The organism is uncultured Tateyamaria sp. (assembly GCF_947503465.1).
In the GTDB taxonomy this organism is placed as follows: Bacteria; Pseudomonadota; Alphaproteobacteria; order Rhodobacterales; family Rhodobacteraceae; genus Tateyamaria.
The window spans coordinates 119,634-135,936 of sequence record NZ_CANNDN010000003.1; the positions used below are offsets into that span (position 1 = coordinate 119,634).

Consider the following 16,303-nt stretch of genomic DNA (forward strand, 5'->3'; position numbering starts at 1 on the left):
GCTTAGCCCAGGCTGTCGGCGAATGCGGCCAAAGCCGCGCCGTCGACGGCAGGCCCATGTCCGAACGCCACCTTTCTCGGGGACAGCGCGGCAAGTTTGGCGATGGACTGCCTTGCCACCTCCATGTCCCAGGTCGCGATCCCCAGGGGCAGGCCAAGCTGCGGCCGGGTTGTCAGCAGGTTCATGCCCACCACGGCATCGCCCGCAATGAGCACCCCGTCCGATGCCCGCCAGAACGAGATGTGGCCGCGCGTGTGCCCCGGCGTCTCGATCACCTCGAACCCGCCGACCTGGTCGCCTTCGGCCAGCACGCGTGCCACCGGATGCCCCGCACCGGCAAAGAAGCGCTGCTGCATCCGCGCCATCAGCGACCCCGGGTTCGGAAACGAGCCCAGGACATGGCCCGTCTCCGCCGCCTCCCGCTCCTCTGCGTGACACATCAGCGGCAGGTTCAGTGCCTTGCACACATCCGCCGTGGCCCCCTGATGATCCGGATGGGCATGGGTCAGCGCGTGGCCCGACACCGCCTTGCCCTGCAGCGCGCGCAGCAGTTTGGGACCTGACCGTTTCACGCCCGCATCCACCAGCACATCACCCATCAGGTAGCAGTTCACCGACTGGCGCGGCATCACCGGGATCTGCCACACGTTCTCTGCAATCTGGATCATGATCCGTCGTCCTCCCCCAACATCCGCACCTCGCGCTGCGGGAACGGAATGGAAATGTTGTTCTCTTTGAACGCATCCCACAAGGCCAGATACACATTGCCCCGGATATTGGTTAGCCCGCCGGTCGGGTCCGTGATCCAGAAGCGCAGAATATAGTCGACGGAACTGTCGCCGAAGCCCACGATGTGGCACACGGGCGGGCGCGAGGACAGCACCCGTTCGACCCCCTTGGCGGCCTCGATGGACAGCTTGCGCACCTTGTGCGGATCGCAGCCGTAGGACGTGCCGAAATAGATATCGAGCCGCACGAAATCGTTGGAGTGGGACCAGTTCACCACCTGCCCGGTGATCAGATCCTCGTTCGGGATCAGGTATTCGCGCCCGTCCCGCGTCACCACGGACGCATAGCGCGCGCCCAGCGTCTGGATCCACCCGAACGTGTCGCCCAGGCTGATCACGTCGCCGGGCTTGATGGACTTGTCCAGCAGGATGATGACACCGGACACCAAGTTCGACACCACCTTTTGCAGACCAAAGCCAAGGCCCACGCCGATGGCCCCCGACAGCACCGCCAGCCCCGTCAGGTCGATCCCCAGCGCCCGCACGCCCGCATAGAACGCGATGGCGTAGAACACGATCTGCACGACCTTGACGATCAGCACCCGCATCGAGGGCGAGATATCCTCGTTCGACTGGACCCGGCTGGAGGTTGTGACGGTGATAAACCGGGCCAGCGCCAACAGGACGCCGATGATGACGATGCCCTGAACGATCAGCAGCAGCGATATGCGCACATCGCCAATGCTGAAGGCCGCGGCATCCAGGATTTGCGCCGCCTCGTCCACGACGCCCAGGACATACAGCGTGACATAGATCCACGCCCCGTACCGCACCATCCGCCGCAAAAAGATCGACCGGATCAGCCGGGTGGCAAACGCCACCAACAGCCATGCGGTCGCCAGCGTCGCAATCAGGTCAAGAATGTACGATCGGGACGGCCACGTGATCTCTTGCATGACCAGAACGACCATCCACATCAGGACGACAAAGAAAATGGCGCGCAAGCGCTGGTGCACCACCACCAGCACGCGCATGCGCCATTTGGGCCAGCCTTCGCGCGTGCCCATCCATTCGCGGATGCGTGGCCCCAGCACACGACGCAGCAACATCGCCCCGACAAAAGCCAGCAGCGCGATGCCGATCTGGTAGGCGACCCAGGGCCGAAGCAACGAGGACAGGAATGTCTGCGCATGTTCCAGCAGCAACACACCCAGGGATGTGCCGACCTCAAGCAGTGTTTCGCCGTCCTGCGTTTCGCCCAGCGCTGCCGCCTCGGCAGCCGAGTTCAGCGCATCCGCAATCTCGTTGCCGGTGCCGTCGGTGTGATTGGCCATCCTGTCTCCTCGTTCCGGACAGCATGCAACGCACACGCAGCACGATCAATCGCACCTCGCTTGATCGGCGCATGGAATCCCGTTATCTGGCAGACATGACACGCCTGTTCGACATGGATGACCGCGCACGCCTGCGCGAACGCTTTTTCGGGGCGACGCACACGGTGCTGGCGCGCCTATAAGGCTGGCCGCCCGCCATCCATCTGAAAATTCGTATCTTTAAGGGAGAGGACCAAAATGTCCCCCAAGACGCTTTATGACAAAATCTGGGATGCGCATGTCGCGCACGAGGCCGACGATGGCACCTGCCTGCTCTATATCGACCGCCACCTGGTCCACGAAGTGACCAGCCCGCAAGCCTTTGAAGGGTTGCGCATGGCAAACCGCCCCGTCCGCGCACCGGACAAGACCATCGCCGTGCCGGACCACAACGTGCCGACGACCGCAGGGCGCGAAGACCCCAAGAACATGACCGAGGATTCGGCCATCCAGGTCGCCGCCCTTGACAAGAACGCGCGCGACTTCGGCATTCACTACTATCCCGTATCAGACGTGCGTCAGGGCATCGTGCACATCGTCGGCCCCGAACAGGGCTGGACCCTGCCCGGCATGACCGTCGTCTGCGGTGACAGCCACACCGCCACCCACGGCGCCTTCGGCGCGCTGGCCCACGGCATCGGCACGTCCGAGGTGGAACACGTGCTGGCGACCCAAACGCTGATCCAGAAGAAATCCAGGAACATGAAGGTCGAGATCACGGGCAAGCTGCGCCCCGGCGTGACGGCCAAGGACATCACCCTGTCCGTCATTGGCGAGACCGGCACCGCGGGCGGCACCGGCTATGTCATCGAGTATTGCGGCGAAGCGATCCGGGACCTGTCGATGGAAGGGCGCATGACCGTCTGCAACATGGCGATCGAGGGCGGGGCACGCGCTGGCCTGATCGCGCCGGACGAAAAGACCTTTGACTACGTCAAGGGCCGGCCCCATGCCCCCAAGGGCGCGCAGTTCGAGGCCGCCCTTGCGTGGTGGAAAACGCTCTACTCCGATGACGACGCCCATTGGGACAAGGTCATCACGATCAAGGGCGAAGACATCGCGCCTGTCGTCACATGGGGCACTTCGCCCGAGGACGTGCTGCCGATCACGGCCACTGTGCCGGCTGCGGATGATTTCGAAGGCGGCAAGGTCGGCGCGGCCCAACGCTCGCTCGACTATATGGGCCTGACGCCCGGCACGCCGCTGACCGACATCGAAATCGACACCGTTTTCATCGGCTCCTGTACCAATGGCCGCATCGAGGACCTGCGTGCCGCCGCCGAAATCCTCAAGGGCAAGAAGATCAAGGTCAAACGCGCCATGGTCGTCCCCGGCTCGGGCCTTGTGCGCGCGCAGGCCGAGGAAGAAGGCCTTGCCGACATCTTCAAGGAGGCCGGTTTCGAATGGCGCCTTGCGGGCTGTTCCATGTGCCTGGCGATGAACCCCGACCAGTTGGCCGAGGACGAGCGCTGCGCCTCCACCTCCAACCGGAACTTCGAGGGGCGGCAGGGTTACAAGGGCCGCACGCACCTCGTGTCGCCCGGCATGGCAGCGGCGGCCGCAATCACCGGCAAGCTGACGGACGTACGGGAATTGATGTAACGCCATAGGTGCGCAGTGAATGCGCACCCTACACCCGGCGCGTAAGGTGTGCCCTATGGGCGCACCATCCCGCGGGAAAAGGACAAGATAAATGGACAAATTCGAAACACTTACAGGGATCGCGGCGCCCATGCCGCTGGTGAATATCGACACCGATATGATCATCCCCAAGCAGTTCCTGAAAACCATCAAGCGCTCGGGCCTTGGTGCGAACCTGTTTGACGAGATGCGGTTTGACCGGCAGGGCAACGAAATATCGGACTTCGTGCTGAACCAGCCGCAATACCGCAATGCGGAAATCCTCGTGGCCGGTGACAATTTCGGCTGCGGATCGTCCCGCGAACACGCGCCTTGGGCGATCAAGGATTTCGGCATCCGCTGCGTCATATCCTCTTCATTTGCCGACATTTTCTACAACAACTGCTTCAAGAACGGCATCCTGCCCATCGCGCTGCCTGCCGACGCGGTCGACGTGCTGATGAAAGACGCCGAAAAAGGCGCCAATGCCCGCATGACCGTCGATCTGGAAAACCAGACGGTGACGACGTCGGACGGCGAAAGCTTCAGCTTCGAGGTGGACGCGTTCAAGAAGCACTGCCTGATGGAAGGGCTCGACGATATCGGCCTGACCATGGAAAAGGTCGACAGCATCGACAGCTACGAGGCGCAGGCGGCACAGGCGCGTCCGTGGGTCTAAGCCACCATTAACCAAGATATGGCATAGCGGTGGTGCATCGCTATGCCTGCCGCAGGGCGCAAACACAACATCTTGCGCCCTGCCAAAATCCCGCCTCAGAAATGATGCACAAACGCACCACACCGACCCTCAAAATGCCCAATGGATTACGTTTCATTAACCACAAGGCTTGAGAGACCGGGTCAATCAAGGCACAAATGTGGCCAGAATGAGGCACCCGCCTGACCCGGTGGGATCAAGTTGGAACAAGCACGCGGCAACGTATCGCGGCTGGCCAGTTTGAAGGGATCGAGAAACGTGATTGCACGATTGTCTGGAGCCGCATTGCGCGGTTTTTTGGTGGCTTTGATGATTGCCACGCCCGCACTTGTGGTGCCCGGGGTGTCCATTGATTCATCGCAAGCCACTGTTTTGATTGCGCTTCTTGCAGCCTTTCTGACGTTCATCGAATACAATGCGCAAAGCCCCAGCATTGTCGAGTTCCGCGATGCCGCCCCGTTCAACCGCCTGCGCTTTGCCGCCCTTCTGGCCACCGTTCTGCTGCTTAGCATCATTTGTCGTGGCAAGACGGACCCCACCCTGCTGACCAATGCGCTGACCTCTGTCGGCACGATCATCGGCAGCAGCATCGACTTTCCCTACAGCCCGGTGCGCCTTGTGGTGCTGATGCTGCCGCCCGACGCACATGACAGTGTGGTGCAATCGGTGCGCACAGCGGCCGGTATTGCCTACCTCATCTCGCTGATCGGCATGGCGATGTTCCTGTTCCTCGTTCGCGTTCTGGGCTGGCCGTCGCGCAACGGGTCGTTCAACGTCTGGGTCAACCTGCCCTTGTTCGACCCCACGGCGGGCGGCGATGTCCTGTACCGCCTCAACCGTGACGCGCGCATCAACATCGCCCTTGGCTTCCTTCTGCCCTTCCTCATTCCGGCGGTGGTCAAGATGGCAGCGGACCTGCTAAACCCGATCACGCTTGAGAACCCGCAAACCCTGATCTGGACGATGAGCGCATGGGCCTTTCTTCCCGCCAGCATGATCATGCGCGGCATCGCGATGCAGCGGATCGCAGAGATGATCAAGGACCAGCGCAAGCGCGCCTATGCCAACGCGGATCCGGACATGTTGCCGGCCTGATCACGACGCTTGCGGCCCTGCTGTGCGGGGCCGTGGCACAGGCGGACACATTGCGCATCGCCACCTACAACACGGAACTCCAACGCAAGGGCCCCGGTCTTTTCCTGCGTGACCTCGTGCGAGGTGACGATGACCAGATCACTGCCGTGCTCGACGTCATCGCGCGGGCGGATGCCGACGTTCTGGCGCTCCAGGGCATCGACTACGACCTGACCGGAGAAGCGCTCAGCCGCCTTGCCGACGCTGCGGGGTACCCACACCATTTTGCGCTGCGTCCCAACACCGGCCGTCCCACCGGACTGGATATGGATGGTGACGGACGGCTTGGCGGACCGCGCGACGCCCAGGGCTTTGGTTACTTTTCCGGTCAGGGCGGTATGGCGATCCTGTCGCGCCTGCCGATTGATGCCGCCAACGTCCAGGACCTGTCCGACCTACTGTGGGTCGATGTGCCGGACGCGCGTCTGCCCGAGGTGAACGGGGCCCCCTTCCCATCCAAAGAGGCGCAAGCCGCTCAGCGCCTGTCCACGACCGGGCACTGGATCGTGTCCATCACCACGCCGGACGGTCCGTTTCACCTGATGACCTTCCATGCCAGCCCGCCGGTCTTTGACGGGCCCGAAGATCGGAACGGCAAGCGCAATCACGACGAGGTCCGGCTGTGGCAGCACGTTCTGGACGGCACCGTTGGCACCGCACCGCCGGGTGCGTTTGTGATTGCCGGGGATGCAAACCTTGACCCCCGGGACGGCAGCGGTTTGCACAGTGCGATCATTGACCTTCTGCAAGATCAACGGCTTAGCGATGTGTCCCCGCGGGGACAGTTTGGCACCGACACCGTGGACTGGACCGATCCCGTGCCCGGCGACCTGCGCGTCAGCTATGTTTTGCCCTCGACCCACTGGACCGCCATCGACAGCGGCGTGTTGTGGCCCGCACCGGACGATCCCTTTGCCGACTCGGTCGCCACAGCCAGCCGCCACCGGCTTGTTTGGGCCGACCTGACCCTTGACCCTGCGGACGGTGGTGAGTAGGCGAAACCTCAAGCAATCAAAGGAGTTTCGCCCATGTCCAATCCGTCGATCTTGATCCTGCCCGGCGACGGCATCGGCCCCGAAGTCATGGACCAGGTGGTCCGGGTCATCGACTGGTACGGCGCGAAACGGGACCTGGCCTTTGACGTCTCGACCGACCTTGTGGGCGGGGCGGCCTATGACGCGCATGGCGTGCCGCTACACGACGACACCATGGCCAAGGCACAAGAGGTGGACGCGGTTCTGCTGGGTGCCGTTGGGGGGCCGAAATACGACGACCTGGACTTTTCGGTGAAGCCAGAGCGCGGCCTGCTGCGTCTGCGCAAGGAGATGGACCTGTTTTCGAACCTGCGCCCGGCACAATGCTTTGACGCGCTGGCGGATTTCTCTTCGTTGAAAAAGGATGTGGTCGCAGGCCTTGACATCATGATCGTGCGCGAGCTGACATCCGGCGTCTACTTTGGCGAACCGCGCGGCATCTTCGAGGAAGGCAACGAACGCGTCGGTATCAATACCCAGCGCTATACTGAATCAGAGATCGAACGCGCCGCCCGCTCGGCCTTTGAACTGGCGATGCGCCGCAGCAAAAAGGTCTGCTCGATGGAGAAGGCCAACGTGATGGAATCGGGCATTCTCTGGCGCGAAGTCGTGACCAAGGTGGGCGAAGACTATCCCGAGGTGGAGCTGAGCCACATGTACGCCGACAATGGCGCGATGCAGCTGGTGCGCGCGCCCAAGCAGTTTGACGTGATCGTCACGGACAACCTGTTCGGCGACATCCTGTCGGACTGTGCCGCGATGCTGACGGGTTCGCTCGGCATGTTGCCCTCCGCCTCGCTGGGTGCACCGATGGCGAACGGACGGCCCAAGGCCATGTACGAGCCCGTCCACGGCTCGGCCCCCGACATCGCGGGTCAGGGCAAGGCGAACCCGATTGCCTGCATGCTCAGCTTTGCGATGGCCCTGCGCTATTCCTTCGACCAAGGGGACGAAGCCGCGCGGCTGGAGAACGCCATCGAAAAGGTGCTGGCAGACGGGGCACGCACGGCTGACCTGATGGGACCCGAAGGCGGCACACCGCTGTCGACGGCAGACATGGGCGACGCGATCCTCGCGGCCCTTGACGCCAGCCTTTGACAGGGCGCGGGCGCGCGACTGCCACAGGTCGCGCGCCATGTCAGGGCAGGAATTCCTGACTTGGGACATCACGACGCGGTCACCACTTCGTGATCCGTAGTAACGGACCAAAGGAAATCCCATGTCCCTGTATTCCCTGCGCACTGCACTGTGCGCCCTTGTTCTTGGTGGCCTTGCGGCCTGTGATCTTGCATACCCCGTCAGCGTGATTGGCGATGACGGCATGACCTTCCGCGGCTCTGCCACCGACACGTTCCTGCATGGTGGCAGCTTTCAGGCGACGAATGGCAGCGCGGTGTGTTCGGGCACCTATGACAAGTTCGCGGATATCAGCACGGTGAGCTTCCCCGTCGTGTGCAACAACGGCCTGCGCGGCGTCGGCACCGCCTATTTCCAATCGCCCACCAGTGGTTCCGGCTTTGTCACAATGACCGATGGCAGCCGCTGGCAGTTCATCTTCGGACAAGGTGCGCTGTCTATTTAGGCAGTGGCGGGGCTGGTGGAGCGCGGCCAGCCCCGCTATGCAGCCCCTGACCCAACCACCAAGGCGACGCTGATGTCATCCAATGCCAAGGGGGCGCTTCTGGCCCTGATCGCTTTTGGGCTGTTTTCCACCCACGACGTCTTCATCAAGACGCTCGGGGCCACGTATTCGCCCATCCAGATCGTGTTTTTCAGCGTGCTGCTCAGCTTTCCGCTGGCAACGATCATGCTGATGCGGGATGCAAGGCCCGGCACGCTGGTTCCCGTGCATCCGTGGTGGATGGCCCTGCGCACCGTGGGGGCCGTGATCACCGGGGTGTCGGCGTTTTACGCGTTTTCGAACCTGCCGCTCACGCAGACCTATGCCATCCTGTTTGCCACGCCGTTGCTGATTACCGTGCTGTCGATCCCGATCCTGGGCGAAAAGGTGCGTCTGCCGCGATGGCTTGCCGTCATTGTGGGGCTGCTGGGTGTGATGGTTGTCTTGCGCCCGGGCACGACGGATCTGACCCTTGGCCATGCCGCCGCCATCGTCGCCGCCTTTGCCGGGGCGTTTGCGTCGATCGTCGTGCGCAAGATCGGGGCCGAAGAGCGGACGGTTGTCCTGCTGCTGTATCCGATGGTTGCGAATTTTGTCGTGATGGGGATTGCCCTGATCTTTGTCTACAAACCCATGCCGGGCGAGCATCTGGCGATGCTGGCCATCATTTCGGTCATGGCCTGGGTCGCGGGCCGCTTTATCATCGCCGCCTACCAGACCGGCGAAGCCGCGATCGTGGCGCCCATGCAGTATTCGCAGATCCTGTGGGCAACGGCCTATGGCCTGATCTTTTTCGATGAAACGCCGGACATGTTCACCGGCGTCGGAGCGGGCATTATCATCGCGTCCGGCCTGTTCATCGTGTTCCGCGAAAGCACGTCCGGAAATTCCGAAAACACCCCCGTGCTGCGCACCCGCAGCCGCATCGGCACGCCCGGTACGTTCCGTGTCAGCAGCCTGATGACCAGCGGCAGGTTCCGGGACAAGCCCCTTGCCAAAACCCCGGACGCGGAGTAATCCGCGCGCATCGGTCGGAGTGTAGCTCAGCCTGGTAGAGCACTGTCTTCGGGAGGCAGGGGCCGGAGGTTCGAATCCTCTCACTCCGACCAAGAAACACCCCTTGTCTACATTGCCCTTGCCCTTGATCGCGCCCGCGGCAACGATCTTGGGTTTGCACCGCATCCGCGCTGTGCGCGGCGGACGACCGTGTGATCGAACGCCACACGATACCGACGTCATCACGCTTTTACCGTGAGGCGCATTTTTCGAAATGGGCGCGTTCACTGTCCGCCATCCCGGTCGATTTGACTGGCCTGTGCCAGATGGACCCTGCATGGCCTTGCCACCCGTCGCAGCAGGATCGTTGTATGTCGCGAAAGCACTGGACAGGGATGTCCAGTATTTCGCACCGTTTCCGCAACAACGACTCGGAACAGGGAATATCGGGATGAAGTCGCAATATCGCGTGGTGGTGATTGGCGGGGGTGTTGTGGGGGCATCGGTCCTGTATCACCTGGCCAAGATGGGGTGGACGGACGTGGCGCTGATCGAACGATCCGTTCTGACAGCCGGGTCCAGTTGGCATGCGGCAGGCGGCATTCACGCGCTGAATGCGGACCCGAACATGGCCGCGCTTCAGGCCTATACCATCGATCTTTTGTCAGAGATCGAAGAGGAAAGCGGCCAGAACATCGGGCTGCACATGACCGGCGGCCTGACCCTGGCGGGCACGCCCGAACGCTGGGAATGGCTGCAATCAGCCTACCGCGTGTTCCAGTCCATCGGGATTGAGGATTGCGAGCTTTTGACACCGCAGCAAGCGCAAGACCGCTGTCCCATCATGTCCACGGATGGTGTGTTGGGGGCCATGTGGGCCGACCGTGAAGGGTATGTGGACACAACCGGCACCGTGCATGCCTATGCCACGGCGGCCAAGAAACGCGGTGCATCAGTGTTCGAACACACCAAGGTCGAGGCGCTGGAACAGGTGCATGACGGCTGGATCGTGAAGACGGACAAGGGCGACATCCGTTGCGAACATGTGGTCAATGCGGCGGGTCTTTGGGCCAAGCAGGTGGGACGCATGGCGGGGATCGAATTGCCTGTCTCGCCGCTGAAGCACCATTACCTGATCACCGACCAGATCCCCGAAGTGGCCGCGCATGATTTTGAGATGCCCATGACCGTCGACCTTGAGGGGTTCACTTACATGCGGCAGGACCAAAAGGGCATCCTGATCGGCATTTACGAGCTGGAGCACCAGCACTGGGCCATGGACGGCGCGCCGTGGAATTACGGGATGGAGCTGTTTCAGCAAGACCTTGACCGGATCGAGAACGAATTGACGCTGGGCTTTGCCCGCTATCCATCGGCCGAGAATGTGGGGATCAAAACCTGGGTCAACGGCGCCTTCACGTTCAGCCCCGATGGCAACCCGCTGGTCGGGCCGGTGCCGGGCAAGCGCGGCTACTGGTCCGCCTGTGCGGTCATGGCCGGGTTCCTGCAGGGCGGCGGCGTCGGCAAGTCGCTGGCAGAATGGATGATCGAGGGCGAACCGGAAGCCGATGTCTACTGCATGGACGTCGCCCGCTATGGCAAGTTCGCCGATAACAAGCAGTACATCAAGGAAACCACCGGACAGTTCTACTCCCGCCGCTTCGTGATGTCGTACCCGAACGAACAGCTTCCAGCGGGGCGGCCGCTGAAGATGGCACCTGCGCATGATGCGATGACGGCGGCCGGGTGTCGCTGGGGGTCAAGCTGGGATCTGGAGACGCCCTTGTATTTTGCGCCCTCCGACGATTTCGTGGAAAACCTGACGCTGAAGCGGTCGAACGCGCATGATATTGTCGCCGCCGAATGCCGGAACGTGCGCGAAAATGTCGGCATGGTCGACATCACCGGCTTCTCGCGGTTCGAGGTGACAGGACCGCAGGCCGAAGCGTGGCTGAACCACGTCATGGCGTCGAAACTGCCCGCGCCGGATCGGGCCAAGCTGGCCCCGATGCTGGGCGAGGACGGGCGACTGAAGGGTGACTTGACGGTCCTGAACTGGGGTGACGGCCCGTGGTGGATCATGGGGTCCTATTACCTGCGCGCCTGGCACATGCGCTGGTTCGACGACCACATGATCGACGGCGTGCAGGTCCGCGATCTGGGTGAGGAGATGTGCGGCTTTGGCCTGACCGGCCCGAATGCGCGCAAGGTGATCGAAAAGCTGTGCCATCAGGACATTGGCGCGCTGGGGTTCATGGGCTGTGGTGATTTTGATGTGGGCATGATCCGGGCAAAGGTGGCGCGCATGTCTGTCGCGGGTGAGTTGGGGTACGAGATCAACTGCCGCTACGGCGATCATGTGAAATTGCGGCGGATGCTGCTGGAGGCTGGCGCGGATTTCGGCCTGCAGGAATACGGCTTCAACGCCATGCTGTCGTTGCGGCTGGAAAAATCCTTTGGCATCTGGTCGGCTGAATTTACCCAAGGCTATACCCCCGGCATGACCGGCATGGACCGGTGGATCGACTGGGACAAGGACTTTGTGGGCAAGGCCGCCGCCATCGCTGAGCGTGACGGGAATGGTCCGGCGCAAAAGCTGGTCACGCTTGAAATAGATGCCGATGACGCGGATGCCAGCGGGTACGAACCCGTATGGAATGGCGATACGCGCGTGGGTTTCGTCACGTCGGGCGGTTATGGGCACACGGTGCAAAAGTCCCTCGCCATGGCGTTGGTTGACGTTGATGCCGCAGCCGAAGGCACCGACCTGAAGGTCCACGTCGTCGGCGTGGAACGGTCCGCCAAGGTGATCGGCCCCTCGCCCTATGACCCGACAGGCAAGGCCATGCGGGGATGACAGACCCTGCCCGTCGCCGCCGCGGTCGTGGTGCGGCCCCCGTGAGGAGCCGCACCACCAACTACCGCACCCTGCGCAATCCCTTCCCGCCGATGAACGTGTTTTCGCAGGACCGGATTGCAGCGCTGCACGAAGCGTCCCTGGACGTTCTGGAACGGTTGGGCATCAAGGTTTTGCTGCCCGAAGCGCGGGCCAGGTTCAAATCGGGGGGCGCGCGCGTGAATGACAGTACCGAAATGGTGCATATCGGGCGCGAGATGGTCGAGGCGGCGCTGGCAACCGCGCCAAGATCCTTTCCCCTGATCGCGGGAAGCCCGGACCGCAATCTGGTGATGGAACTGGGGTCGATGATCTTTCAGCCCGGCGCGGGCTGTCCCCATGCCACCGATCTGGACCGGGGTCGCCGTCCGGGCACGGAACAGGACTTTCGTGAATTGATCAGCCTGACGCAGCACTATGACGTGCTGCACATGATCCCGCCGCTGGTGGAACCGCAGGATGTGCCCATCCACCTGCGCCACTACGCCATGATCCAAGGGCAGATGGAACTGACGGACAAACTGCCCTTCATCTTTTCGCGTGGGACCGGGCAGGTCGATGAAAGCTTTGAAATGCTGCGCGATTTTCGCGGGCTTTCAGATGCCGAATTCGCGGCCCGTTCGCATTGCTACACCATCATCAACACCAATTCGCCCCGGCAACTGGACATCCCCATGGCGCTTGGGATCATGGATTTTGCCCGTGCGGGCCAGATGGCGATCATCACGCCGTTCACGCTGATGGGGGCCATGGCACCAATCACGGTTGCGGGGGCCATGACGCTCAGCCATGCCGAAGCGTTGGCGGCAATCACACTGGGCCAGTTGGTCAATCCCGGCGCGCCGGTGTGCTACGGCACTTTCACATCGAATGTGGACATGAAGTCGGGCGCGCCCATCTTTGGCACGCCGGAACACTTCAAGGCATCATTGGCCGCTGGTCAGCTTGCCCGCCATATCGGTTTGCCGTGGCGATGTGCGTCGGGGTCCGCGGCGAACCTTGGCGATGTGCAGGCCGCGAACGAGACGCAGTTTGGAACCTGGGGCTGCCTGATGGCCGGCGCCACCGTCACGTTGCACGCGGCGGGGTGGTTGGAGGGCGGATTGACCATTTCGTATGAAAAGCTGGTCACGGATGTCGAGGTCTTGCAGATGGTGGCCGAACTTTGCGCCGCCACTCCGGCGGACGAGGCCGAGATCGCGATGGACGCATTGGAAGAGGTGCAACCGGGCGGGCACTTCTTTGGCGCGGCCCACACGATGGAACGCTATGCGACCGAATTCTATGAACCCGTCGTGGCGGATTTTGCCAACTTCGGGACATGGGAAGAACGCGGCGGTTTGGATGCCACCACGCGGGCGACTGACATCTGGAAAGGTATCCTGCGCGACTTTACCCCGCCTGCGACCAATGGCGATCGTCTGGAGGCCTTGCACAAATACATAGCAGACCGCACTGCCGCAGGCGGTTGCGCCCCCACAAGCTGATGTCTGAACCGCTCTTGCACAGGGACGATCCGGCCAAGGATCCGTTGGTCGGGAACATCAAGGTGACGCGACAGGATTGGCTGAACGCGGCCCTGTCCGTTTTGAAGCAAGGTGGCGTCGAGGCCGTGAAAGTGGCCGAACTGGCGGTGGCCATGGGCGTGTCGCGATCCAGCTTTTATTGGTATTTCAAGAACCGAACGGATCTGTTGAACGCGCTTCTTGAGCATTGGGAACGGACGAACACGGCCGCCATGGTGGCGCAGGCCAACGCGCCCGCGCTTACAATCACCGAAGCATGCTGCAACATCTTTCGCTGCAACATCAACACGGACCTCTTTGACAATCGGCTCGACTTTGCTGTGCGGGACTGGGCCCGGCGGTCCGATCAGGTCAATGCCGTGCTCAGGGCCGGCGACGATGCCAGGCTGGCCGCACTGACCCAGATGTTCCTGCGCTTTGATTATCCGGAATTGGAAGCCGCCGCACGGGCGCGCGTGATCTATTACATGCAGCTTGGCTATGACGACGCCAACCTGGGCGAAACACTGGAGGAACGGCTTGCCATGGTGCCGGGATACCTGGTGGCGTTTACGGGCCGTCCCGCAAGTGAAGGCGAAGTCGCGGACTTTGCCGCCTATGCCCGCGCGGTCGCCGGTGCTTGACCTTTGCAGCAATTGGTTATGTCGTATCACAAACCTCGGGGGGACATCATGCGCACTCAGGTCGTGATCATCGGCGGCGGCCCGTCCGGCCTGTTGCTTGGGCAATTGCTGCACAAGGCGGGCATCGAAACGATCGTGCTGGAACGGCAATCCCGGGCGCATGTGCTGGGCCGCATTCGCGCCGGTGTGCTGGAGCGTGGCCTTGTCGGTCTGATGGGCGAAGCAAGTGTGGACACCCGCATGAAGGCCGAAGGCTTTGTCCATGACGGCACCTTGATTGCCTATGACAACGACATGTTCCGCGTGGATTTCGCCGCACATACCGACGCCACCGTCCTGGTCTATGGCCAGACCGAAGTGACGCGTGATCTTTATGATGCGCGGGACGCATCCGGTGGGGATACGAGGTTTGAGGTCACGGGTGTGGTCATCCACGATGCCGACAGGGACGCCCCTTTTGTCACGTACACGCAGCAGGGCCAGACGCATCGGATCGACTGTGATTTCATCGCGGGCTGTGACGGGTTTCACGGGGTCAGTCGCAAGACGATTCCCGAGGCCGTGCGGCGGGAATACGAGAAGGTTTATCCCTTTGGCTGGCTTGGCATTCTGTCCGAGACCCCGCCCGTGAACGATGAACTGATCTATGCCAATTCGGATCGCGGATTTGCCCTGTGTTCGATGCGCAATGCCAATCTCAGCCGTTACTACATCCAGTGTGACACATCCGACGATCCATCAAACTGGACCGATGATGCATTCTGGGACGAATTGCGGCGCCGGATACCATCGCAAGCGGCGGATGTGCTGGTTTCGGGGCCAAGCATTGAAAAATCCATCGCCCCCTTGCGCAGTTTTGTCTGTGAACCGATGCGGTGGGGGCGGCTGTTCCTGTGTGGGGATGCGGCCCACATCGTGCCGCCGACAGGCGCCAAGGGTCTGAACACGGCTGCGTCGGATGTGCATTACCTGAACCAGGGTTTGCGCCAGTTTTACGGTGAGAAAAACAGCGAAGGGATCGACCGGTATTCCGAGCGCGCCCTTGCGCGCGTCTGGAAAACGCAGCGCTTCAGTTGGTGGTTTTCCACGCTGATGCACCATTTCCCCGGCCAAACCGACTTTGACAAGAAGATGCAACTGGCCGAACTTGCCCTGCTGCGCGACAGTCGCGAAGCACAGGCCGCAATGGCGCTCAGCTATGTCGGTCTACCGTACTGATCTTAAACACTTTTCAAATTTCCGCTGCTTTAGCGTAAATGAACCACCCTCCTTGTCGGTTGTCGTGACATGAGGCCACACGCGGCATGTCCGCCCTCGCAGCGGTCTCGCACCCATTGGAAAAGAAGAATTGAAACACTCGCCCCCGGTGGCGACGGCGGCAAATCCTTCGACATCCAGGCCGTGCAATCCATTGGCTTTCGGTCCGGGTCGCGCATCGATGCGTTGATCCTGACCGGGGTCCGGTATGGCGGCAATGGCGGCACGGAACGCAAGGAAATCACCATGGCCATTGAGAGGACATCAGCAACCTGACCGTTCATTACGGCAGCCGCGTCTACGGCATCTTTGCCAAGACGAACCTGGGCCGGACGTTTGGCGCGGGCCATGCGAAGGGCAACACGCAAGAGTTCAAGAATGTCCGCATCATCGGATTGGGCGGCGAGCGCGGTGAAGACCTGGACACGCTGCGCCTGCACTACATCCCCAACTACTCCGCTTCGGAACTGGAGGACAACGGGCGTCTGGCTGTCTTTGGCGCCGTGCCCGAGGGCCAGACCATCGAAACCTTCGTCTCAAGCCGCGTCTCGCATTTGTCGGCCACGCGCCTTTTCATGGAAACGGTGTTCAGCCTCGAACACTCGTCCGAAGCAGGTGTGTCCATTCCCATGGCCCGGACCGATATCATGGGCAAGACAAACACAGCTTTCGGTTTCACCATGACGACCCAGACCGAATTCACGGAATGGATCGAAAAGGAAGTGTTCGAAAGCAGGCCGGAAACCTACTCCCCCCAAAGGCAGCGTCAGCCTTGAG

The 16,303-nt window shown here is 61.9% G+C and carries 16 protein-coding genes and 1 tRNA gene; 15 read left to right on the forward strand and 2 right to left on the reverse strand.

Translation table 11 applies throughout. The features are described 5' to 3' along the window. Positions 1 to 2 precede the first annotated feature (2 nt). Together Q0844_RS16455 and Q0844_RS16460 are read right to left on the reverse strand one after the other, a co-directional pair. Positions 3 to 668 (reverse strand): MBL fold metallo-hydrolase, encoded by a 666-nt coding sequence (locus Q0844_RS16455; protein ID WP_299047075.1) that lies wholly within the window; start codon positions 666 to 668, stop codon positions 3 to 5. Beyond that, on the reverse strand, positions 665 to 2,062 hold the full coding sequence (locus tag Q0844_RS16460) for a mechanosensitive ion channel domain-containing protein (protein WP_299047077.1): 1,398 nt from the start codon (positions 2,060 to 2,062) through the stop codon (positions 665 to 667). Before Q0844_RS16460 ends, Q0844_RS16455 begins: the two co-directional genes overlap by 4 nt. A gap of 23 nt (positions 2,063 to 2,085) precedes the next feature. Here Q0844_RS16460 and Q0844_RS16465 point away from each other — a divergent pair, with 23 nt between their 5' ends. The 15 genes from Q0844_RS16465 to Q0844_RS16535 all read left to right on the forward strand — a co-directional run bounded on the left by Q0844_RS16465 (position 2,086) and on the right by Q0844_RS16535 (position 16,302). After that, positions 2,086 to 2,244 carry a hypothetical protein gene (locus Q0844_RS16465; RefSeq protein WP_299047079.1) on the forward strand — a complete coding sequence of 53 codons (159 nt, stop codon included), beginning with the start codon at positions 2,086 to 2,088 and terminating at the stop codon, positions 2,242 to 2,244. Positions 2,245 to 2,299: 55 nt separating this feature from the next. After that, positions 2,300 to 3,703 carry a 3-isopropylmalate dehydratase large subunit gene (gene leuC / locus Q0844_RS16470; protein WP_299047081.1) on the forward strand — a complete coding sequence of 468 codons (1,404 nt, stop codon included), beginning with the start codon at positions 2,300 to 2,302 and terminating at the stop codon, positions 3,701 to 3,703. A gap of 91 nt (positions 3,704 to 3,794) precedes the next feature. Further along, complete coding sequence (gene leuD, locus Q0844_RS16475) at positions 3,795 to 4,400, forward strand: 3-isopropylmalate dehydratase small subunit (RefSeq protein ID WP_299047082.1); 606 nt, start codon at positions 3,795 to 3,797, stop codon at positions 4,398 to 4,400. A gap of 297 nt (positions 4,401 to 4,697) precedes the next feature. Then, positions 4,698 to 5,534: a hypothetical protein gene (locus Q0844_RS16480; RefSeq protein WP_299047084.1), complete on the forward strand. Its 837-nt coding sequence runs from the start codon at positions 4,698 to 4,700 to the stop codon at positions 5,532 to 5,534. Between the two features lie 32 nt (positions 5,535 to 5,566). After that, on the forward strand, positions 5,567 to 6,568 hold the full coding sequence (locus tag Q0844_RS16485) for an endonuclease/exonuclease/phosphatase family protein (RefSeq protein WP_299047087.1): 1,002 nt from the start codon (positions 5,567 to 5,569) through the stop codon (positions 6,566 to 6,568). A 33-nt stretch (positions 6,569 to 6,601) separates the two neighbouring features. After that, positions 6,602 to 7,705: a 3-isopropylmalate dehydrogenase gene (gene leuB / locus Q0844_RS16490; protein WP_299047089.1), complete on the forward strand. Its 1,104-nt coding sequence runs from the start codon at positions 6,602 to 6,604 to the stop codon at positions 7,703 to 7,705. 121 nt (positions 7,706 to 7,826) lie between these two features. Continuing rightward, positions 7,827 to 8,189 carry a hypothetical protein gene (locus Q0844_RS16495; protein WP_299047091.1) on the forward strand — a complete coding sequence of 121 codons (363 nt, stop codon included), beginning with the start codon at positions 7,827 to 7,829 and terminating at the stop codon, positions 8,187 to 8,189. Between the two features lie 72 nt (positions 8,190 to 8,261). Further along, positions 8,262 to 9,245, forward strand: a complete 984-nt coding sequence (locus Q0844_RS16500; RefSeq protein WP_299047092.1) for a DMT family transporter — start codon at positions 8,262 to 8,264, stop codon at positions 9,243 to 9,245. Positions 9,246 to 9,260: 15 nt separating this feature from the next. Beyond that, positions 9,261 to 9,337: transfer RNA gene (locus tag Q0844_RS16505), tRNA-Pro, on the forward strand. Positions 9,338 to 9,675: 338 nt separating this feature from the next. Then, positions 9,676 to 12,081, forward strand: a complete 2,406-nt coding sequence (locus tag Q0844_RS16510) for an FAD-dependent oxidoreductase (RefSeq protein ID WP_299047095.1) — start codon at positions 9,676 to 9,678, stop codon at positions 12,079 to 12,081. Then, positions 12,078 to 13,607: a trimethylamine methyltransferase family protein gene (locus tag Q0844_RS16515; protein ID WP_299047097.1), complete on the forward strand. Its 1,530-nt coding sequence runs from the start codon at positions 12,078 to 12,080 to the stop codon at positions 13,605 to 13,607. Before Q0844_RS16510 ends, Q0844_RS16515 begins: the two co-directional genes overlap by 4 nt. Continuing rightward, entirely contained in the window at positions 13,604 to 14,269 is a 666-nt protein-coding gene (locus Q0844_RS16520) for a TetR family transcriptional regulator (RefSeq protein ID WP_299047963.1), read from the forward strand. The genes Q0844_RS16515 and Q0844_RS16520 overlap by 4 nt, the downstream gene beginning before the upstream one ends. A 48-nt stretch (positions 14,270 to 14,317) precedes the next feature. Then, on the forward strand, positions 14,318 to 15,487 hold the full coding sequence (gene pobA, locus Q0844_RS16525; RefSeq protein WP_299047100.1) for a 4-hydroxybenzoate 3-monooxygenase: 1,170 nt from the start codon (positions 14,318 to 14,320) through the stop codon (positions 15,485 to 15,487). Positions 15,488 to 15,556: 69 nt separating this feature from the next. Next, on the forward strand, positions 15,557 to 15,802 hold the full coding sequence (locus Q0844_RS16530; RefSeq protein ID WP_299047101.1) for a hypothetical protein: 246 nt from the start codon (positions 15,557 to 15,559) through the stop codon (positions 15,800 to 15,802). A 119-nt stretch (positions 15,803 to 15,921) separates the two neighbouring features. Then, entirely contained in the window at positions 15,922 to 16,302 is a 381-nt protein-coding gene (locus tag Q0844_RS16535; RefSeq protein ID WP_299047105.1) for a hypothetical protein, read from the forward strand. The last annotated feature ends 1 nt before the right edge of the window (position 16,303 follow it).